Origin of the sequence: Candidatus Enterococcus testudinis, assembly GCF_002140915.1 — a bacterium.
In the GTDB taxonomy this organism is placed as follows: Bacteria; Bacillota; Bacilli; order Lactobacillales; family Enterococcaceae; genus Enterococcus_D; species Enterococcus_D testudinis.
In genome coordinates, this window is sequence record NZ_NGKU01000001.1 from 1,341,995 (window position 1) to 1,363,338 (window position 21,344).

Below are 21,344 nucleotides of genomic sequence, written 5' to 3' on the forward strand. Positions count from 1 at the left end.
GTCGCCACTTCAGCAGACTTTGCCCCGTTTGAATATGTAAGTTTATAATGCATAAATATTTGTTTTGAAGGAGAATGAAAAATGAAAAAATTATTTGGCTCTTTAATCGTATTGGCAGGCGTTTTAGTATTGGGTGCATGTGGAAATAGCAGTGCCAACAATACAGACAGTTCAAGCAATACAGCTTCAGCGGATAATCAATTGGAAGCAATTAAATCGGCAGGTGTCATCAATGTCGCCACTTCAGCAGACTTTGCCCCGTTTGAATTTCATGCATTGATTGATGGCAAAGACCAAATCGTCGGTGCGGATATTGATTTAGTCAATGAAATCGCCGACCAATTAGGGGTTACAGTCAATATCTTGGATTTAGATTTCAACGCTGTATTGACAGCTCTGCAACAAGGCAAAGCGGATATTGCAGTTTCTGGTATTTCTGCTACGGAAGAGAGAAAACAAACATTTGATTTTACGGACAACTACTTTACACCTGAGCAAAAATTAGTCATCAATAAAGACAATGCGTCAGCCTATACATCGATCGATAGCTTTGCTAGCAAAAAAGTTGGCGCCCAAAAAGGATCGATCCAAGAATCCATCGTTCAAAGTCAATTTGCCGATTCTCAACTTGTCTCTATCGCAAAAGTGCCAAACTTGATAAATGAACTGAAACAAGGCTCAATCGACGGGTTAGTCTTAGAAAGTGCAGTAGCTGATTCTTATGTGGCGCAAAATGATGATTTGATGGTAACGGATATAGCGCTGGAAGTATCTGCAGATGATTCATACGCGATCGCATTGCCTAAAGGCAGCACAGAATTACAAGCTGAGTTGAACAGGATTTTGAAAGAATTGGACGAAAATGGTACAATCAGCGAGTATGTTCAAAAAAATACTGATTTAGCCAATGAAAATGCGGCCCAATAGATAGAACGGAGTAGAACAAATGATGGATTTATCCTTTATGACGACGTATTACCCATATTTTATTTCAGGTGTCTTGATCACGATTGTGATATCGATCATTACAGTGATTTTAGGAACGATTTTAGGTGTGTTATTGGCGTTGATGAAGCTTTCTAAAATTACCGTATTTCGTTGGTTTGCCAATGCCTATATTGAGATTATTCGCGGCACACCGATGCTGGTGCAAATTCTGATTGCTTTTGGTTTGCTACAAGGTATCTTTTCCTTGCCAACGATTTCTTTCGGCGTATTGAGTTTAGACTTTGGCCGACTATTGCCAGGTGTGATCGCCTTATCTTTAAACTCAGGTGCTTACGTGGCTGAAATCGTGCGGGCAGGGATCAATGCTGTTGATTTTGGTCAATCAGAAGCAGCGGGATCATTGGGTCTACGTCCGGCGCAAGCGATGCGGTACGTAATTTTTCCACAAGCATTGCGGAATATTTTGCCGCCTTTGGGTAATGAATTTATCGTCTTGATCAAAGACTCATCCCTTTTGTCGACGATTGGCATCTATGAATTGATGAATAGCGCACAAATCGTGGTTACCAGCTCTTTTCAACCACTGACCCCTTTTTATGTCGCAGCCGTCATCTATTTCATTTTGACATTTTCGACATCGCGCTTATTAAACATGTGGGAAAAGAGATTGGGTAAAGGATACCGTCGCTAAAAGGAGAAAACAATGAAGATGTTAGATATCCAAGATTTACACAAAAGTTTTGGCAGCAATCAAGTGTTAAAAGGCATTTCTACTACGATCAATCAAGGCGAAGTCGTTGTAGTGATTGGGCCTTCTGGTTCAGGAAAGAGTACCTTTTTACGCTGTCTGAATTTGTTGGAAGTACCAACAAAAGGCACGATTTACTTTGAAGGAACTGCGATCACAGATCCAAAGAATGATATTTATAAGATGCGTGAAAAGATGGGAATGGTGTTTCAAAACTTCAATTTATTTCCCAATCTTTCTGTCTTAGACAATATTACGCTGTCACCAATCAAAGTGAAGAAAATGGCAAAGAAACAAGCGGAAACTTTGGCGAACCAATTGCTGCAAGATGTTGGTTTGCCGGACAAAGCAGCTGCCTTTCCACAAAGTTTATCTGGTGGACAAATGCAGCGGATCGCGATTGCGCGTGCCTTAGCGATGGAGCCAGACGTCATGCTGTTTGATGAACCTACATCTGCACTAGATCCTGAGATGGTGGGCGAAGTGTTAGGCGTGATGCAGCGTCTGGCACAGCAAGGTATGACAATGGTCATTGTGACTCATGAAATGGGCTTCGCGAAAGAAGTGGCTGATCGTGTCTTATTTATGGACCAAGGTGTCATTATGGAAGAAGGCACGCCGGCTGAGATTTTTGACCAGCCGCAAAATCCGCGGACAATCGATTTTTTAAGCAAAGTATTATCATAAAAGCAAAAAAACATCCTGCGGGGTGTTTTTTTGTCAATCTCCGATAAGTTGGCTTGCTTGCTAGTATTCATACAAAATCTATTGTATAATTACAGGTTGAAGAGCTACTTTTATCCTAGTAACGATCAGAATAAATAATAGAGGAGTTTCTATGTTTTCAAATTATAAACCGACTTGGATGGTCGATGCGATATATAAAATCACACCCAGCCAATTAAAAAAACAAGGAATCAAAGGGATCTTGACTGACCTCGACAATACGTTGATTGCTTGGAACAATCCAGATGGCACGGAAGAGTTGAAGAGCTGGTTATTGGAAATGAAAAACGCTGGTATTCCAGTGGTGGTCGTTTCCAACAACAATAGTGAACGAGTGGCTAAAGCAGTGGCACCATTTGGTTTGCAGTATGTTCATCGTGCCTTGAAACCTTTTTCTCGCGGCATCAAGCAAGGCTATCAATTGCTTGGTCTGAAGAAAGAAGATGTCGTGATGATCGGTGATCAAATCATGACAGATGTCAAGGCTGCCAATGGGGCAGGGGTTCGCAGTATTTTGGTTCAGCCAGTTATTCCAACAGATTCTTGGAAAACCCAAATCAATCGAGCTGCTGAGCGCAAAATCATGCGGTATTTATTGAAGCATAACCCAGAGTTAAAATGGCGTGGAGGAATTTAAATGACAGATAGTATCGAAACGATCCATTGTATTGGATGTGGGGCATTGATCCAAACAACTACCCCAAATGAATTAGGCTATACCCCGCAATCAGCATTAGAAAAAGGAATCGAAAGTGGCGAAGTCTATTGTCAACGTTGTTTTCGCTTGCGTCACTATAACGAGATTCAAGATGTCTCGCTGACAGATGATGATTTCTTGCGTTTATTGAATGAAATCGGTCAAAAAGATGCATTGATCGTAAATGTCGTGGATATTTTTGATTTCAATGGTTCATTGATCCCAGGTCTGCATCGCTTTGTGGGTGACAATCCCGTTTTGCTTGTGGGCAATAAAGTAGATATTTTGCCGAAGTCTTTGAAGAAACCGAAGATGAAGCAATGGATGAAAGAGCGGGCCCATGAAGCAGGACTTAGACCCATAGATGTCTTACTGACAAGTGCCAAAAAATCTGGTGAAATGGAAGATTTGCTGGCAGCAATCGAGAAATATCGTGAAGGCCGTGATGTCTATGTTGTCGGTGTCACAAATGTCGGTAAATCGACATTGATCAATCAAATCATCAAACAAACCGCCGGTGTGCAAGAATTGATCACTACGTCAAGATTCCCTGGTACGACACTGGACAAAATTGAGATTCCTTTAGACGACGGTCATTTCTTGATCGATACACCAGGAATCATCCATCGGCATCAAATGGCCCATTACTTAGGCAAACAAGACTTGAAAATTGCAGCGCCTATGAAAGAGATCAAGCCGAAAGTCTATCAATTAAATCCTGAACAAACCCTTTTCTTAGGTGGTTTGGCTCGGTTTGATTTCATCCAAGGAGCGCGCAGTTCATTTATTGCTTATGTAGCCAATGATGTCGAGATCCATCGAACAAAACTTGAAAAAGCGGATGCTTTTTATCAAAAACATGTGGGCGGTCTGTTACAACCGCCGCGTCAAGACGAAGTGGAAGCATTCCCTGAATTGGTCCGTTTTGAGTTTTCAATCAAAGAAAAAACGGATATCGTATTTGCTGGACTTGGCTGGATCACAATCACAAAACCTTGTGTGGTTGCTGGCTGGGCGCCAAAAGGTGTCGATGTCCTCAGAAGAAAAGCATTGGTTTAAGAAAGAAGGAAGAACATGGAATTAAGAGGAAAACAAAAGAGATTTTTACGTAGTGAAGCACATCATTTGAATCCAATTTTTCAAATTGGCAAAGGCGGATTGAATGATGCAATGATCGCACAGATTGACGAAGCATTAGAAAAACGCGAATTGATCAAAGTATCATTGTTGCAAAACACCGATGAAGTCGCAGACGAAGCTGCTGTGGCGATCCAAGAGCAAATCCATTGCGAGATCGTTCAAATCATTGGTCGTGTGATTGTATTGTTCAAACCTTCAAGCAAAGAGAAATATCAAACGATTTCTGCTAAAGTACGTTCAATCTAGGAGGCTTAGGCATGCAAGGACATTCATTTGGTAAGGTACAGACAGTTTTAGATACACAAAACGCATTTCATGTACCCAAAAAGCAAGTGGGCATTCTTGGTGGAAACTTTAATCCAGTTCATTATGCACACTTGGTGATGGGCGAACAAGTCGGACAAGCATTGGGATTAGAAAAAGTCTATTTCATGCCTGAATATTTACCCCCGCATATAGATGAAAAACAAACGATCCCTGCAGAACATCGGTTAGCCATGTTAGAAGCTGCAATCGCAGACAATCCGCGTTTTGCTATCGAACCCATTGAATTGGCGAGAAAAGGCAAAAGCTATACGATCGATACGATGCGGGCGTTGACCACACAGCATCCCGATACCAATTATTATTTTATCATTGGCGGGGATATGGTGCAGTACTTGCCTAAGTGGCACCAAATCGATGAATTGATGCAGTTGGTGACCTTTGTCGGCGTGCGCCGGCCAGGATATCCCATTGAAAGCGACTATCCAATCATTTGGATCGATGTCCCTTTGATGGATGTCAGTTCCACGACAATTCGTAAGAAAGTGGAACAAGGTTGCTCGGTACGCTATTTATTACCGGAAAGTGTGTTACACTATATTCAAGAAAAGGGGCTATACTTGGATGATGTCTAACCATTATACACACGCTGAGCGAGAAGCGTTGATGCAAAAAGTACAAATGCGGATGAGCAACAAACGATTCCAACATGTGCTGGGCGTCGAAAAAACGGCAGTCGCTTTGGCAGAAATATATGGCGCTTCACCAATCAAAGCCAGTATTGCTGCATTGACCCATGACTATGCCAAAGAACGCAGTGACGATGAATTTAAACAAGTGATTCGTCAAAACGGGTTTGATTTAGATTTATTGCATTGGCATAATGCGATTTGGCATGGTATCGTAGGGGCAGATTTTGTTCAAAGAGAACTATTGATCGATGATGAAGAGATTCTCCAAGCGATTCGCTTGCACACCACAGGTGCTGCTGATATGAGTCTGCTGGATAAAATCATCTATGTGGCAGATTACATCGAACCTGGTCGTGATTTTCCAGGTGTAGAAGAAGCCAGAGAAATCGCTTTGGTTGATTTGGACCAAGCTGTCGCTTTTGAAACGAAACATACGTTGCTGCACTTGATCAATCAAGAAGCAGTCATTTACCCGAAAACAATTGAAACGTACAATTATTGGGTAGCCAACTTTAGGAGGGAATTACCATAGATAGTCAGAAAATATTAGAAATCGCCGTACGTGCCGCAGATTCGAAGCATGCAGAGGATATTATGGCATTAGACGTGCGAGAAATTTCACTTTTGGCGGATTACTTTGTGATCTGTTCAGGTAACAGTGAACGTCAGATCAATGCGATCATTGACGAAGTTTTAGACAAAGAAGAAGAAAATCAAGTGGATGTGCGCCGTGTTGAAGGAAAAGATGGCGGAAAATGGGTCTTGATCGACTTAGGCGATGTCATCGTACATGTCTTCAATGCATCAGAGCGTGCGTTTTACAATTTAGAAAAACTTTGGTCAGATGCACCGCTTGTGGATCTAAACGAATGGGTCGTGGCATAATGGCCTACGAAACCTTCGCATTTGTCTATGACGAAGTAATGGATTCCAGTCTCTATAAAAAGTGGCTGGATTTTTCTTGTCGTCATTTAGGAGAACGGAAACAAATTATGGAATTGGCCTGTGGTACAGGTGCTTTGGCAGTCGAGTTTGCCAAAGCCGGTTACCAAGTGACAGGATTGGATCTATCCGAAGAAATGCTGATGATCGCGAGTCAGCGGGCACAAGAGGAAGACGTGAATATTCAATTTGTTGAAGGCGATATGCTCGATTTGGTGGATGTTGGCCACTATGAAGCAATCACTTGTTATTCAGATTCCCTATGCTATATGGAAGATGAGCACAGTGTTCAACAAGTGTTTGATGGTGTGTTTGAATCCTTGACAGAAGATGGCGTCTTTTTATTTGATGTTCATTCGACCTATCAGATCGATGAAGTCTTCCCAGATTACAGTTATCACTACCAAACAGATGATTTCGCCTTTTTATGGGAAAGTTATCAAGGAGAAGTTGAACATAGCATCGAACATTTTCTGACGTTCTTCGTTCAAGAAGAAAATGGACAGTTCAATCGTTTGGATGAATTACATCAAGAACGGACCTATCCATTAGATACCTACGTTCGTATGTTGGAAAATGCCGGTTTTTCGTCCGTGACTTGTTATGCAGATTTCATCGATGTTGCGCCGAATGAAAAAAGCCGACGCTGGTTCTTTGTTTGTCATAAGTAAGTCTATTTGATAGCAGCAAGGAGGAAGGATATGCGGGCTTGTGGCATTATCGTCGAATACAATCCGTTTCACAATGGCCATCGATACCATATCGAACAAGCCAAAGTCAAAACAGGTGCTGATGTGGTGATTGCAGTCATGAGTGGCAATTTTCTGCAAAGAGGCGAGCCGGCAGTGACTGATAAATGGCAAAGAGCTGAAGCAGCGCTAGCCAATGGGGCCGATTTAGTTGTCGAACTGCCTGCGGCTTGGGCAGTACAATCCGCAGATCTCTTCGCTGCTGGCGCAGTGTCGATCTTACAAGATTTGCAGTGTCAGTGGTTATGCTTTGGTACCGATGCCGAAACACCTTTTGATTATCTTGATTATGCGCAGTTTGAATGGCGTCACCAAGATGAAATCAATGCAGCGTTTCAACGGCTGACACAAGAGAATGCGACTTACAGTGAACGGATGAATACGGTTCTTAGTTCTCTCTATCCAGCGTATGGGGCCAATAGCAAACAACCCAATCACATCTTAGGCATGCGTTATGCAAAAGAACTATTGCGCTATCCGCAGCCGATGACGATCGTACCGATTGTCAGAAAAGCTGCTGCCTATCACTCTGAGGCATTAGATCATACATCGATTGCCAGTGCCACAGCTATCCGCAACGGACTCAAAAACAAGAGAGACATTGCGCCATTTCTTCCAGCAGAATCTTACGAAAGCCTGCAATCTCTAGTTGTAAATTGGGCTGATTATTGGCCGCTGCTGCACTATCAGATGATTGCAACGCCAGTAACTGAAATGGCAAATATTTATCAAATGGTTGAAGGCATCGAGTATCGTATCAAGTCCTATGTCCAATCTGCAGACACTTTTTCTGACTTTATCGCGCAACTAAAAACGAAGCGCTACGCACAAGTTCGATTGCAACGCTTGCTTTGTTACTTATTGTTTCAAGTAACAGACACTGAGATGGCAGAGGCGCAAGCCCAACCCTTTATCCGTGTGTTAGGGTATACCAGAGCTGGACAAGCGTATCTGAAGCAAGTCAAAGGAGATTTATCGCTGCCATTGGTGGCTAAGTTCGGTAAAAAAGAAGCGGCGCAGTATGCATTTTCGTTAAAGGTTGATCAAATCTATCAATTGGCTGATGCGGGAATCAAGGAACAGAACTTCGGTCGGCAGCCGCTATTTATACAGAATTAGAAAAAAAGCTTCACATTCACAGAATTGACAAGTATAATAAATAGGGATTTTTAAAAACTAGAAAGCGAAGTGAAATCATGGGTCGTAAATGGGCAAATATCGTAGCGAAGAAAACTGCTAAAGACGCAAATAATAGCCGAGTTTATGCAAAATTTGGAATCGAAATATACGCGGCAGCAAAATCAGGTGATCCTGATCCTCATGCGAACCAAAAATTGCGCTTTGTCATTGAACGTGCAAAGACCTATAATGTACCAAAACACATTATTGATCGGGCCATTGAAAAAGCCAAAGGCTCTGGCGACGAACAATATTCAGAACTTAGATATGAAGGCTTTGGTCCAAACGGGTCAATGGTCATCGTTGATACATTAACCAACAACGTTAATCGTACTGCGGCAGATGTACGGGCAGCTTTCGGTAAAAATGGCGGCAATATGGGCGTATCAGGTGCAGTTGCATACATGTTTGACAATACTGCTTTATTTGGGTTTGCAGGTGATGATGCGGATGAAGTGTTGGAATATTTGATGGACAAAGAAATCGATGTCCGTGATGTCGTGGAAGAAGATGGTCAAATCATCGTCTACGGTGAACCAAGTGACTTCCATGCCATTCAAGAAGCATTGAAAGAAAAAGGCATTACTGATTTTTCAATTGCTGAAATGCAAATGATTCCTCAAAATGAAGTGACATTGACCGGTGAAGACCTTGAGAAGTTTGAAAAAATGATCGATGTCTTAGAAGACTTAGAAGATGTGCAAAACGTCTATCACAATGTGGCGGACGAAGAATAAGTCAAAATTGATAGACATATTTTAAATTTCACTGCCAGTTGGGATTTCCTAACTGGTTTTTTTGGCTTGCTCAATGCTGATTTTAATGAAAAAAGCTTACGTTAAATAAAAAAAATTCCCAGTCAAATCATCCTTTCTATTGGTTTCTCCTATACTTGTATGTTATGATTTATGCACAAGATGTAAACGTGAAGCAAGGAGGCAGACATGGAAGAAAAAATCGTTTTAGAACCATTCAACCGTATTTTAAGCGGCTATGAAAAGCTTGCGGAAGTGTCTGTTTCAGTGGCTGATTGTTCTGCTTTGTGTCGCAAGTATCAAACGTTCGGCGTTGAAGGGTATCGATTAGGTGGGTATCGAGGTTCTACTTATTTAAATCGTTATTTAAATGTGACTGTTGATCGGGCACCTTTACTGATTTATAAAAAGCAATTTTTGATTCCGCTGGTTTTTCGTCAGACTGAAGCTTCGGAACGCCTTTTTTTGGAAGACTATCGAATGGAAGGGTTTTTCCTGTTGTTAGAATGGTTGTTGCAGCATAGACCCGAGAAAGCCATCATTGATTTTCAAAAACTACGCGGCATCCAACCAAGTAAAGAATATGTAATTGACAGCGCGTATATCGCTTTTCGTTTAACGGAAATTTTAGACGGCGCTGGCTTTCCCCTCAGTCGTTTTGAAACAATCGAAGAATTTAGTGATTGGAATCGAACATATAGACTAATCGACAATGGCAGTATCGGTCGGCACAGCAAGATTTTTGATCCGGAAAATCCTGAAAACATTGCCGAACTGCAAATGATTTTATCCATTGTTGGTTTGCGCTATTCGGAAATGCACTTATTTATTGGCGAATTAAAAGGCTAAAAAAAGCATCATTCGATTTTGTCCAGAGTTGGACTGAAATCAAATGATGTTTTTTTATTTATATGTGGATCTTTTGATAAGTTGTCGGCTGTGCTTTGTCTAAAATTGACAATTGTCGATCGGCAATGACAGTTAATTGATGCATGGCACGGGTTGCCATAGTGTAGAAAATCAATTGATCTTGCGGCGCATCGAAGATTGTATTCGGTGTCCAAACGATGACTTGATCGAACTCCAATCCTTTGGCCAAAAAGGCTGGGAAGATCATGACGTTGCGTTTCATGAAGTCTTCTTCAGAAATGATCAGTTGAACGGTATCCTGACTACTTTGCGATAACTGTTCATATAACGCTTGGCAATCGGCAGCAGTTTTGCAAATGATCGCGGTACGCCATTGCGGATTACCGGCAGCTTCTTTGATTTGCTCTTCAAGTAAAGTGAAGCTGCTAGCAGTTGAATCAGTAGTCATCACTTTGGGCAGTCCGCCTGCTCGAGCCGTAAGCTCGACTTGATCGTCGCCAGTCAAAAATTGATTGGCAAAATCAGTGATTTCTTTTGTCGAACGATAACTGGTTTTTAATTGATAACGTTGGACGCTATCTTGTGGAAAGAGGTCATCAAGGGCACCTACGATCGACTCATTGTCATAGACTTTTTGATTCAGATCACCACATAGTGTGATGCCAGCTTTAGGATACAATTGACGTAGCATAGCGACTTGTGCTGGTGGGAAATCCTGCATTTCATCGATAAAGATAAAGCGGGCTTTTTCTTCCACATGGATTGGATACAGCTGTTTGATCAGTAAGAAAAATAAGACGGCATCTTCTTGTTTGAGCTGACGTTGGCGCAAATCTTGTCTGATTCCCAGTATGGAATCTTGCCATTTTTCTGCAGCTATCCCGGCATTTTTCTGCGCCGTTCCTTGGACGGATTGCAAAAAGTGCAAATATTGTTTTGGTTGATTGATAAACTGAAACTGTTTGACGCCACGGGTCAACGAACGGAATTTTTTGCGTACGATTTGTTGGCGCAGTTTTTTGCGTAAGCGGCGCTCGTTTTCTTCAGAATATTCCTGATGTGGGTCATTGGCGAAGACTTGCTGCAGCTGTTCTTCGACTTCTTCTTTGACCCATTCTTTCTTGGCTTCATCTTTTTCTAACCCGCCAACTTTCTTCAAGAGTTTCGTTTGTAACAATTGGCTTCTTTGATAGATGGGCAATTCAGCATTTGTATCTTGATACCAATTTCTGATTTGTTCTTTGGTTATATAGGTTTGACCTTGGATCTTTAAGTCTCTAAACATGGGACCGATAGGCGCAATCGATTGAACGTATTGGGCCATTTTTTTGACCAATGACAAACTGCTTTTCAGTTTTTCGATGGCATCATCATCACCACTGAGGAAATTGGCTTCTTGTTGGGTTTCTTTGGTCACTTCGTAGCCTGTCAAAATCAATTGCAAGAAATGGTGGAATGTACGAGTTGGCACTTCGCTTTCACCTAGAGAAGGCAAGACCATGGAAATATAATCTGAGAACAAATGGTTTGGTGAAAATAGCAGTACTTGTTTCTCATCTAACCATTTGCGGTTGCGGTAAAGCAAAAAAGCGACCCGTTGCAGCAAAGCAGAGGTTTTGCCGCTTCCCGCAATTCCTTCGATCAATAAAAATTTATGGTCAGTGTCGCGGATGATTTGGTTTTGGGCTTTTTGGATCGTGGAAACGATATTGCGCATCTGAGAAGAAGAGGCGTCATCCAAAATTTCCAATAGAAATTCGTCGTTGATGATCTCAGATGTATCGACCATGGATTGCAACTGACCGTTTTGAATTTTGAATTGTCGTTTTAAGAGTAGCTCGACTGTAAAGCGATCGGTATCTGTTTCATAAAATGTTTCACCCAGTTCACCTTCATAATACAAGTTGGCTATCGGTGCCCGCCAGTCGATCACAATGGTTTCTTCATCTTTATCTCGCAAAGAGGCGATACCAAGATAAAGCGTTTCTTTTTCTGCTTCTTCTTGAAAATCGATGCGGGCAAAATAAGGATTATTGGCCATCGTGCCTAATGTTTTCACCCGTTTTTCTTGTGATTCTGCTGTTTGATATTTGATCAACAGCTCTTGTTCATGTTGCTGATATTCGATGACTGATTCGTAAAAAGCTTCACTATCGCCACCGCGTATTTTTTTATCAGCGATTTCTTTCAATTGATCTTCCATCTTATCCGCAAGTTCTTGTTTTTGCTGTGAAAGGATCGTTTGTTCTCTATGGATCAATGCAATAGTATCATCGATATGTTGTTGTTCTTTTTGACGTTCGTTCACTAGGGATCCTCCTTAAAAAAATTGCGACATAAAATTATAGCATATAACAGGAGGAGTTGTCGTTAAAAATCAAAAAGTGTGCTAAACTTTTAAAAAAGGGAAGAACGAAGGGAGACGAGCTGCGTGACCGACAAAATAAACGATCACCAAAAGGATAACGAGTTGATCCATGAATTTTGGGAGAGGTTTTTGGCGCAGCATCCAGAACTGCCGCCAGGTCTCATGTATGAAGAGCCATGGGCGTTCGGTAATACGCCTGCAATGGCTGATGAACTGGCAGAACTTGTTCTGATCGGCAAGAAAACCGCCACAACTTCAGCTGCTGAGTTGTATGCACTTGAGTCTGAACCACTGCCAAAAGAACAGGCCTATAGTATCTTGTTAAATGGGCAGCAAGAACCTTGTGGCGTGATTTATACAGAAACCGTTGCTATTTGTCCATTCAATGAAGTATCTGCCGCATTTGCATATCTTGAAGGTGAGGGAGACCGCTCATTGACGTATTGGCGCCAAGTCCATGAAATCTTCTTTAAAGCAGCCTATCAGGGGACCGGACGCTCGTTTCATCACAACATCCCTTGTGTTTGCGAGACCTTTTGTTGTGTGTATCAAGAAAGTGTCTGAAGTGATTGCCCAAGGCTTCTTGTCATGTGCAAGACAAAAGGTGTATACTGAGAAAAAGTTGAAGGAGGTCATCTTATGCCATTTATCCATGTAGAATTAGTTGAAGGTCGCTCTGAAGCGCAATTGACAGCGATGATGAAAGAAATCACCGATGCTGTTCACAAAAATACCGGTGCACCGAAGGAACACATTCATGTCATCGTGAATGAAATGAAAAAAGGCACGTATGCAGTCAATGGAGATTGGAAATAATCTCTTGCAATTTTATACTAAGAGTGGTTTAATTAAGCCATAATTGATTGATAAAAAAGCCAACTGAATTTGAGAGTCTTCCAGAAGAGAGGGAAACATTTGCTGAAAGTTTCCTAGAAGAAAACCAAAGGATGACCACTTTTTTTGACCTTTGTTGAAACAAAGGCGGTCGTACCGTTAACACGCTCAAGGAAAACGCAACTTGTTTTCAAATGTTAGGTGGAACCACGAGTGATCGTCCTAGTATCTGTACAGATACTAGGACTTTTTTTATTCAATCAAAAAATAAAGGAGGACATATCTATGTCATTATCAATCACATTTCCTGACGGCGCCATCAAAGAATTTCCGGTGGGCGTAACAACAAAAGACATTGCTGAAAGTATTTCAAAAAGTTTAGCCAAAAAAGCATTAGCTGGCAAAGTGAATGGTCAATTGATCGATTTGGACCGCCCTATCGAAGCAGATGCCTCTATCGAAATTGTCACACCAGATCATGAAGATGCCTTGCAACTCTTGCGTCATTCAAGTGCCCATCTGATGGCACAAGCAATGCGCCGTTTGTATCCATCAATCCATTTCGGCGTCGGACCAGCAATCGATAGCGGTTTTTACTATGATACCGACAATGGCGAAAACCCAGTGACTGCGGAAGATTTACCAGCCATCGAAGCTGAGATGATGAAGATCATCAAAGAAAACCTGCCGATCGAACGTCGCGTGTTGACGAAAGCTGAAGCACTAGATGTTTTTGCTGAAGACCCTTATAAAGTAGAATTGATCACTGATCTGCCAGAAGATGAAACGATTACTGCCTATCAACAAGGCGAATTTGTTGATTTATGCCGTGGCCCCCACGTGCCATCAACTGGTCGGATCCAAGTCTATAAACTATTGTCAGTAGCAGGCGCATACTGGCGCGGTAATTCAGACAATCAAATGATGCAAAGGATCTATGGTACAGCCTTTTTTGATAAAAAAGATTTGAAAGAATTTATCCGTTTGCGTGAAGAAGCCAAGGAACGCGATCATCGTAAATTAGGTAAAGAACTTGATTTATTTATGCTTTCACCTGAAGTTGGTGCCGGATTACCCTTCTGGTTGCCAAAAGGCGCAACGATCAGACGGACGATCGAACGCTACATTGTTGATAAAGAAGTCAGCTTAGGTTACCAACATGTGTATACACCGATCATGGCCAATGTTGATCTATACAAAACTTCTGGACACTGGGATCACTACCATGAAGATATGTTCCCGCCAATGGATATGGGTGATGGCGAAATGCTTGTTTTACGTCCAATGAACTGCCCACATCACATGATGGTCTATAAAAATGATATCCATTCTTATCGTGAACTGCCTATTCGCATTGCTGAATTAGGAATGATGCACCGCTATGAAAAATCTGGTGCTTTATCTGGATTGCAACGTGTGCGGGAAATGACTTTGAATGATGGGCATACATTTGTAAGACCGGACCAAATCAAAGAAGAGTTCAAACGGACATTGGACTTGATGGTTGAAGTATACAAAGACTTCAATGTAACAGATTACCGTTTCCGCTTGAGCTATCGTGATCCTGAAAATAAAGAAAAATATTTCGATGATGATGCGATGTGGGAAAATGCCCAAGTGATGTTAAAAGAAGCAATGGATGAATTGGCGCTAGATTACTTTGAAGCGGATGGTGAAGCTGCTTTCTATGGTCCTAAATTAGATGTCCAAGTCAAAACAGCTTTAGGCATGGAAGAAACATTATCAACAATCCAACTAGATTTCCTATTACCAGAACGGTTTGATTTGACATATGTTGGCGAAGATGGCGAAAATAACCGACGCCCTGTCGTGATCCACCGTGGAATCGTGTCGACTATGGAACGGTTTGTTGCCTATCTGACAGAAGTATACAAAGGCGCTTTCCCAACTTGGTTAGCACCAATTCAAGCATCGATCATTCCTGTGTCTGTTGAGGCCCACAGTGATTATGCTTATGAAATCAAAGAGCGCTTGCAAGCACAAGGTCTACGAGTAGAAGTCGATGACCGTAACGAGAAGATGGGGTATAAGATCCGTGCATCTCAAACACAAAAAATTCCGTATCAAATCGTTGTCGGCGATCAAGAAGTCAATGATGCGACAGTCAATATCCGTCGTTACGGTAGCAAGGAAACCCACGTAGAAGAATTGAATCTCTTTGTAGAGGCAATGGCTGCGGAAGTGAAGAATTATAGTCGGGTTTGATCATTGGACTCAAAGGCAGAAATCAGCATGATTTCTGCTTTTTTTTCATGTGTCAGTAAAAAATACCGATAAAAATGGATGAATCTTCTAGAAACGCTTCCTTCCCAAACTGAATCAGGTATAATAAATGTCATAATCGAAAAGTTTTATTAGGAGGCGTTTTTTTATGGGTGGAAATTATGCAAAACAGCAACGGTCAGTCTTGATGGTCATCTTACTAACGATCATTACCTGTGGGATTTATTATTTCTTCTGGTTTTATCAAGTTACGAAGGAATTGACAGAGTACAGTGAGGATGACCGTTTGTCACCGGGTCTTTCAGTTGTATTGACGATCGTAACTTGCGGCTTTTATCAAATCTACTGGTGGTATCGCATCGCCGATGTCTTTGTTAGTGCGCAACAAAAAGCCAAATACCCACGGGTCAATGACAATAAAATTTTGTTCGTTGTGTTGACTTTGTTTGGCTTAGATATTATCAACATGGCTATCTTGCAATCTGATATGAATCAACTATGGAAACAAGCAGATCAAATCGTACCAAATCAAGCGGCTGACTTTGATGATTGGACAGACTATTGATTTGTCCATTTAAAGCGGTAACTGGTTTGCCTTGTCCTGGATGTGGTATGACTAGGGCATGTTTACATTTTATTGATGGGGATATCTTAGGTGCTTTCTCTTTTCATCCATTATTTTGGCTCGTACCTGTATTATTTGCTGTTGTCGTTTTTCGCCGTAGATCGTTTGTCAAAAAAATCTATGATAGTCGCAAATTTTGGTTAGGTGGACTCCTATTGGTGTTAGGGGTTTATGTGCTGCGCATGTACATGTATTTTCCGAATCAAGTACCGATGGATTTTGATGCAAAAGCCTTGATTCCGAGAGTGATCGCACATCTGTTTTAAGTAGGGGGAATGGGTGAAGAATCATTAAGAAATTCTAGTTTATTTTCATAAAAACCGCGATAAATGCGCCAATAGTTGAAAGTAACGGAAATTTGTGTTATATTTACAAAGTAATGATACTTAGAGTGAGTGAGCGGTTTTTTCGCTCACTCTTTTTAATGGAATGAAGTTCGTTTCGATGAGAACTAAAGGAGGCGATGTTGTGTGAGTACAGTAGTTGAAACAGTCACAGAGATTGTGATGCCAATTCTGGATGCACAAAATTTTGAGTTAGTTGAAGTGGAGTTTGTAAAGGAAGGGAAAAGCTGGTTTTTACGCTTGTTTATTGACAAAGAAGGCGGCATTGATATTGAAGATTGCGCGTTTGTCAGTGAGCAATTAAGCGAACAGCTTGATCAAATCGAGCCTGACCCGATTCCACAAGCCTATTTTTTGGAAGTTTCTTCTCCAGGGGCTGAACGGCCGCTAAAAAAAGAAGCAGATTATCAACGGGCAGTTGGAGAATACATCCATGTATCTCTCTACCAACCAGTTGATGGGGAAAAACAATTTGATGGATTTTTGCAGTCGTTTGACGAGAATCAGCTGGTCATCAAGACCCGTGTCAAAACCAGAGAAAAAGAACGGACGATCGAACGGAAAAACATTGCCAAAGCTCGTTTAGCCATTCAATTTTAATCACGGAGGAATGAAAGAATCATGAGTAAAGAAATGTTGAATGCATTGGATGCATTAGAAGCAGAGAAAGGCATTTCAAAAGAGATCGTTATCGATGCTTTAGAAGCAGCACTGGTATCCGCTTATAAACGCCATTACGGCCAAGCACAAAACGTTGAAGTAGAATTTGATCAAAAAAAAGGCAATATCCATGTATATGCAGTAAAAGAAGTCACTGAAGAAGTCATGGATTCACAGTTGGAAGTCTCTTTGAAAGAAGCGATGACAATCAACCCAGCGTACGAAATCGGAGATAAAATTCGTTTTGAAGTGACACCAAAAGATTTCGGCCGTATTGCAGCGCAAACAGCCAAACAAGTCATCTTACAACGTGTGCGTGAAGCAGAACGAAACATTATCTATAATGAATTCAGTGCCTACGAAAAAGACATCTTGCAAGGGATCGTTGAACGCCAAGACAACCGTTATATCTACGTGAATCTTGGAAAAATCGAAGCGGTCTTATCTAAACAAGATCAAATGCCGAATGAGTTTTATCAAGCCCATGACCGCATCAAAGTGTTCGTATCTCGGGTGGAAAACACATCTAAAGGACCACAAGTCTTCGTTAGTCGTAGCCATCCAGATTTATTGCGCCGCTTGTTTGAGCAAGAAGTGCCAGAAGTATATGATGGTACCGTAGAAATCGTCAGTATCGCTAGAGAAGCTGGTGATCGTGCGAAAGTCGCTGTCCGTTCATTTGATGCCAATGTTGATCCAGTCGGTACTTGTGTGGGGCCTAAAGGCCAACGTGTTCAAGCCATTGTCAATGAATTGAAAGGTGAAAACATGGATATCGTGGAATGGAACGAAGATCCAGCGATTTTCATTGCCAATGCATTGAATCCAGCTGAAGTCAGTGATGTGATTTTTGATGTCGACAATCCAAGAGCTTGTACAGTAGTGGTACCAGATTATCAATTGTCATTAGCTATCGGTAAACGCGGACAAAATGCCCGTTTAGCTGCTAAATTGACTAGCCACAAAATCGATATCAAGTCTGAGTCAGACATGGAAGAATTTTATGCGAAATTGGACGAAGGTGATTATATCGATGAATATAATCCAGAAGAAGGCAACAACGACACTGTGATTGAAGAATCTTCAGTAGAAGCATCAAGCGATGAAGTCATCGTTGCTTCTGATATGACAGCAGATGATGATGAAAACAACGATTTCGACGAAAAATAGTTGAGGTGACAGCGACATGAAAAAACGAAAAGTTCCATTACGTAAATCAGTCGTTTCAGGCGAGATGCTGCCGAAGAAGGATATGTTGCGGATCACTCGTTCCAAAGAAGGTGTGGTTTCTATCGATCCAACTGGAAAAATGCCGGGTCGCGGTGCCTATATCGCAATTGATCCTGCGGAAGCGCAAAAAGCTTGGGATAAAAAAATATTAGATCGTGTACTAGAAGCACAGCTGACCGATGACTTTTATCAAGAGTTGTTGGATTATGTGACGCATCAAAAAGCGCGGAAAGAGTTATTTGCAAATGAATAGAACGAAAGCTTTAAACATGTTAGGACTAGCCATGCGGGCTGGAAAACTAGTCACTGGAGAAGAAATGACCTTAAAAGAGATCCGCAATGAAAAAGCGGCTTTGATCATTCTCGCTAGTGATGCTGGTAAAAACACACAAAAAAAAATCAAGGACAAAAGTTCTTATTACGAAATTCCGCTCCTAGATGCATTTTCTACTGATGAAATCAGTGCTGCCATTGGCAAACCGCGAATGGTGATAGGCATCTTAGATCAAGGATTTGCGAGGAAGGTGCAGGAATTAATATTAGGTTAGGAAGGTGATTGCATGGGGAAAAAAAGAATTTACGAACTTGCAAAAGAATGGAACAAATCAAGTAAAGAGATTGTAGAAAAAGCGCAATCTTTAGGCTTTGATGTCAAAAATCATATGGGCGCCGTTTCAGATGGAGAGGCGCAAAAATTGCAACAGTCACTAGGCGGCAAACCAAATGATTCAGCATCAGTAAAATCAACTCCCGCAAATCAGAAACCAGCCAACCAGCCGGAAAGACAGGAACAAAAGAAGTTTAAAACGCAAAGAAATAATCCTAACTTCCAAAACCGTCACAATAATCAAAGTCAACAACGGTCCACTGCAAGCAGTCAACGTCCTACTGGTCAAGGACAGGTGGAGCGCAACAACAATGCAGGAAATCAAACACGGCCAAATAACCAAGGAAGTCAAAGTCGAGTGAATAACCAAAATAATAATAACAATCAAGGACAACAAAACCGTCCAACAAATCAAGGACAACAAAACCGTCCAACAAACCAAGGACAACAAAACCGTCCAACAAACCAAGGACAACAAAACCGTCCAGCAAACCAAGGACAACAAAACCGTCCAGCAAACCAAGGACAACAAAACCGTCCAACAAACCAAGGACAACAAAACCGTCCAGCAAACCAAGGACAACAAAACCGTCCAGCAAACCAAGGACAACAAAACCGTCCAACAAACCAAGGACAACAAAACCGTCCAGCAAATCAAGGACAGCAAAACCGTCCAGCAAATCAAGGACAACAAAACCGTCCAGCAAACCAAGGACAGCAAAATCGTCCAGCGAATAACAACCAAGGTCCTGCACGCTCAAACAACAATGGACCATCATCAAGCAGCGATAACCAAAATCGTGGTGGCGGTCAAAACCGCGGCAAATCGAATTTTGGTGGCCGCAACAATAACTTTAATAATAACAACCGCAACAAATTTAACAAAAAAGGCAAAAAAGGTCGTCAAAACCAAACGCCTAAACCTCCAGTTCCAGCACGTAAATTCCGTGAGTTACCAGAAGTATTAGAATATACAGAAGGTATGAATGTAGCGGATATTGCGAAAAAAATCTATCGTGAACCAGCTGAAATCATCAAGAAACTCTTTATGATGGGGGTTATGGTCAACCAAAACCAACCACTAGACAAAGATACAATCGAATTGTTGGCAACTGATTACGGTATCGACCCACAAGAAAAAGTACAAATCGATATCGCTGACATCGATAAATTCTTCGAGCCTGAAGAACAAGTAGCTGAAAACCTAGTTTCTCGTCCACCAGTTGTCACAATCATGGGACACGTTGACCACGGGAAAACAACCTTGTTGGATACCTTACGTCATTCACGTGTAACAAGTGGAGAAGCAGGCGGTATCACACAGCATATCGGTGCTTACCAAATCGATATCAATGGCAAACCAATCACATTCTTGGATACACCAGGACATGCGGCCTTCACCAGCATGCGTGCACGTGGTGCTAGTATCACAGATATCACGATCTTAGTTGTTGCTGCAGATGACGGTGTTATGCCACAAACAGTTGAGGCAATCAACCATGCAAAAGCGGCAAAAGTGCCAATCATCGTAGCGGTCAACAAGATTGATAAACCAGGTGCCAATCCACAACATGTGATGCAAGAGTTGAGTGAACATGAATTGATTCCTGAAGCATGGGGCGGCGATACGATCTTTGTTGAGATTTCAGCGAAGTTCGGTCAAAATATCGAAGAATTACTAGAAATGATCCTTTTGGTCGCTGAAGTAGAAGATCTAAAAGCTGATCCAACACAACGTGCCATCGGTACTGTGATCGAAGCCCGTCTTGATAAAGGAAAAGGCCCCGTTGCGACATTGTTGGTGCAACAAGGTACCTTACATGTAGGTGATCCAATCGTCGTCGGAAATACGTTTGGTCGTGTACGTGTCATGACCAATGACTTAGGACGCCGTGATAAAGCAGCTGGTCCAGCAACACCAGTTGAAATCACTGGATTGAATGATGTTCCACAAGCTGGAGATCGTTTTGTTACCTTTGAAGATGAAAAGACAGCCCGAGCTGCAGGTGAAGAACGTGCCAAACGCGCATTGATGGAGCAACGTTCATCAACAAGCCGTGTGACACTGGATAACTTGTTTGAAAGTCTAAAAGAAGGCGAACTAAAAGAAGTTAATGTGATTATCAAAGCCGATGTTCAAGGTTCTGCTGAAGCATTAGCTGCCTCATTGAAGAAAATCGACGTTGAAGGCGTACGTGTCAATATCGTCCATTCAGCAGTTGGTGCTATCAATGAAAGTGATGTTACTTTAGCCGCAGCTAGTAATGCAATCATCATCGGTTTCAACGTACGCCCTACGCCTCAAGCCAAACAACAAGCAGATGCTGAAGTCGTTGATATTCGTTTACACAGAATCATCTACAAAGCCATTGAAGAAATCGAAACAGCTATGAAAGGGATGCTTGATCCAGAGTTTGAAGAAAAAATCACTGGTCAAATGGTTGTTCGTGAAACCTATAAAGTCTCTAAAGTTGGAACGATTGCAGGTTGTTATGTAACAGAAGGCAGTGTCAAGAGAGATAGCGGTATCCGTCTGATTCGTGATGGCATCGTCATTTTTGAAGGCAAACTTGCAAGTCTGAAACGGTTCAAAGATGATGTCAAAGAAGTCAAACTTGGCTTTGAATGTGGCGCAATGATCGAGAATTTCAACGATGTCAAAGTCGATGATGTCATCGAAGGCTACATTATGGAAGAAGTACCAGTGAAGTAAACGCAACAA

Annotated in this window: 24 protein-coding genes; 23 read left to right on the forward strand and 1 reads right to left on the reverse strand. The window is 41.7% G+C overall.

Translation table 11 applies throughout. The features are described from left to right. Positions 1 to 81: 81 nt before the first annotated feature. From A5886_RS06445 to A5886_RS06505, 13 genes are all read left to right on the forward strand, one after another. A complete protein-coding gene (locus A5886_RS06445; RefSeq protein WP_086274187.1) occupies positions 82 to 927 on the forward strand; it encodes a transporter substrate-binding domain-containing protein in 846 nt (281 codons plus the stop codon). Between the two features lie 22 nt (positions 928 to 949). Then, positions 950 to 1,639, forward strand: a complete 690-nt coding sequence (locus tag A5886_RS06450; RefSeq protein WP_086276008.1) for an amino acid ABC transporter permease — start codon at positions 950 to 952, stop codon at positions 1,637 to 1,639. Between the two features lie 12 nt (positions 1,640 to 1,651). Beyond that, positions 1,652 to 2,383, forward strand: coding sequence for an amino acid ABC transporter ATP-binding protein (locus A5886_RS06455; protein ID WP_086274188.1), 732 nt, complete (start codon positions 1,652 to 1,654; stop codon positions 2,381 to 2,383). Positions 2,384 to 2,534: 151 nt separating this feature from the next. Then, on the forward strand, positions 2,535 to 3,059 hold the full coding sequence (locus tag A5886_RS06460; protein ID WP_086274189.1) for a YqeG family HAD IIIA-type phosphatase: 525 nt from the start codon (positions 2,535 to 2,537) through the stop codon (positions 3,057 to 3,059). Further along, a complete protein-coding gene (gene yqeH, locus A5886_RS06465) occupies positions 3,060 to 4,178 on the forward strand; it encodes a ribosome biogenesis GTPase YqeH (protein WP_086274190.1) in 1,119 nt (372 codons plus the stop codon). A gap of 15 nt (positions 4,179 to 4,193) precedes the next feature. After that, a complete protein-coding gene (yhbY, locus tag A5886_RS06470; protein ID WP_086274191.1) occupies positions 4,194 to 4,505 on the forward strand; it encodes a ribosome assembly RNA-binding protein YhbY in 312 nt (103 codons plus the stop codon). Positions 4,506 to 4,516: 11 nt separating this feature from the next. Further along, the gene (locus A5886_RS06475) at positions 4,517 to 5,158 is read left to right on the forward strand and encodes a nicotinate-nucleotide adenylyltransferase (RefSeq protein WP_086274192.1); all 642 of its coding nucleotides are present in this window, start codon (positions 4,517 to 4,519) and stop codon (positions 5,156 to 5,158) included. Continuing rightward, positions 5,148 to 5,747 carry a bis(5'-nucleosyl)-tetraphosphatase (symmetrical) YqeK gene (gene yqeK / locus A5886_RS06480; RefSeq protein WP_086274193.1) on the forward strand — a complete coding sequence of 200 codons (600 nt, stop codon included), beginning with the start codon at positions 5,148 to 5,150 and terminating at the stop codon, positions 5,745 to 5,747. Before A5886_RS06475 ends, yqeK begins: the two co-directional genes overlap by 11 nt. A gap of 11 nt (positions 5,748 to 5,758) precedes the next feature. Continuing rightward, positions 5,759 to 6,100 (forward strand): ribosome silencing factor, encoded by a 342-nt coding sequence (rsfS, locus tag A5886_RS06485; protein WP_082348652.1) that lies wholly within the window; start codon positions 5,759 to 5,761, stop codon positions 6,098 to 6,100. Further along, positions 6,100 to 6,828: a class I SAM-dependent DNA methyltransferase gene (locus tag A5886_RS06490; RefSeq protein WP_086274194.1), complete on the forward strand. Its 729-nt coding sequence runs from the start codon at positions 6,100 to 6,102 to the stop codon at positions 6,826 to 6,828. Before rsfS ends, A5886_RS06490 begins: the two co-directional genes overlap by 1 nt. Positions 6,829 to 6,858: 30 nt before the next feature. Then, positions 6,859 to 8,025 carry a nucleotidyltransferase gene (locus A5886_RS06495; RefSeq protein WP_086274195.1) on the forward strand — a complete coding sequence of 389 codons (1,167 nt, stop codon included), beginning with the start codon at positions 6,859 to 6,861 and terminating at the stop codon, positions 8,023 to 8,025. A gap of 77 nt (positions 8,026 to 8,102) precedes the next feature. Then, entirely contained in the window at positions 8,103 to 8,822 is a 720-nt protein-coding gene (locus tag A5886_RS06500; RefSeq protein ID WP_086274196.1) for a YebC/PmpR family DNA-binding transcriptional regulator, read from the forward strand. A gap of 207 nt (positions 8,823 to 9,029) precedes the next feature. Beyond that, positions 9,030 to 9,689: a hypothetical protein gene (locus tag A5886_RS06505; RefSeq protein ID WP_086274197.1), complete on the forward strand. Its 660-nt coding sequence runs from the start codon at positions 9,030 to 9,032 to the stop codon at positions 9,687 to 9,689. A gap of 58 nt (positions 9,690 to 9,747) precedes the next feature. Here A5886_RS06505 and helD read toward each other — a convergent pair whose 3' ends face one another. Continuing rightward, entirely contained in the window at positions 9,748 to 12,018 is a 2,271-nt protein-coding gene (helD, locus tag A5886_RS06510) for an RNA polymerase recycling motor HelD (protein WP_086274198.1), read from the reverse strand. A 123-nt stretch (positions 12,019 to 12,141) separates the two neighbouring features. On the opposite strand from helD, the gene A5886_RS06515 reads away from it, so the two are divergent. The 10 genes from A5886_RS06515 (at position 12,142) to infB (ending at position 21,335) form a co-directional block, all read left to right on the forward strand. Further along, positions 12,142 to 12,642: an ASCH domain-containing protein gene (locus tag A5886_RS06515; RefSeq protein ID WP_373404587.1), complete on the forward strand. Its 501-nt coding sequence runs from the start codon at positions 12,142 to 12,144 to the stop codon at positions 12,640 to 12,642. Positions 12,643 to 12,717: 75 nt separating this feature from the next. Next, positions 12,718 to 12,894 (forward strand): 2-hydroxymuconate tautomerase, encoded by a 177-nt coding sequence (thmT, locus tag A5886_RS06520; RefSeq protein WP_086274199.1) that lies wholly within the window; start codon positions 12,718 to 12,720, stop codon positions 12,892 to 12,894. 303 nt (positions 12,895 to 13,197) lie between these two features. Further along, entirely contained in the window at positions 13,198 to 15,138 is a 1,941-nt protein-coding gene (gene thrS / locus A5886_RS06530) for a threonine--tRNA ligase (RefSeq protein WP_086274200.1), read from the forward strand. Positions 15,139 to 15,304: 166 nt separating this feature from the next. Then, complete coding sequence (locus A5886_RS06535; RefSeq protein WP_086274201.1) at positions 15,305 to 15,721, forward strand: DUF4234 domain-containing protein; 417 nt, start codon at positions 15,305 to 15,307, stop codon at positions 15,719 to 15,721. After that, the gene (locus A5886_RS06540) at positions 15,718 to 16,047 is read left to right on the forward strand and encodes a DUF2752 domain-containing protein (protein ID WP_256926162.1); all 330 of its coding nucleotides are present in this window, start codon (positions 15,718 to 15,720) and stop codon (positions 16,045 to 16,047) included. The genes A5886_RS06535 and A5886_RS06540 overlap by 4 nt, the downstream gene beginning before the upstream one ends. Before the next feature lie 204 nt (positions 16,048 to 16,251). Then, positions 16,252 to 16,725 carry a ribosome maturation factor RimP gene (rimP, locus tag A5886_RS06545; protein ID WP_086274203.1) on the forward strand — a complete coding sequence of 158 codons (474 nt, stop codon included), beginning with the start codon at positions 16,252 to 16,254 and terminating at the stop codon, positions 16,723 to 16,725. Between the two features lie 21 nt (positions 16,726 to 16,746). Further along, positions 16,747 to 17,955: a transcription termination factor NusA gene (gene nusA / locus A5886_RS06550; RefSeq protein WP_086274204.1), complete on the forward strand. Its 1,209-nt coding sequence runs from the start codon at positions 16,747 to 16,749 to the stop codon at positions 17,953 to 17,955. 16 nt (positions 17,956 to 17,971) lie between these two features. Then, positions 17,972 to 18,268 (forward strand): RNase P modulator RnpM, encoded by a 297-nt coding sequence (gene rnpM / locus A5886_RS06555; RefSeq protein ID WP_086274205.1) that lies wholly within the window; start codon positions 17,972 to 17,974, stop codon positions 18,266 to 18,268. Further along, positions 18,261 to 18,563, forward strand: a complete 303-nt coding sequence (locus A5886_RS06560) for a YlxQ-related RNA-binding protein (protein ID WP_086274206.1) — start codon at positions 18,261 to 18,263, stop codon at positions 18,561 to 18,563. The genes rnpM and A5886_RS06560 overlap by 8 nt, the downstream gene beginning before the upstream one ends. A 12-nt stretch (positions 18,564 to 18,575) precedes the next feature. After that, positions 18,576 to 21,335: a translation initiation factor IF-2 gene (gene infB, locus A5886_RS06565; RefSeq protein WP_086274207.1), complete on the forward strand. Its 2,760-nt coding sequence runs from the start codon at positions 18,576 to 18,578 to the stop codon at positions 21,333 to 21,335. Positions 21,336 to 21,344: the final 9 nt, after the last annotated feature.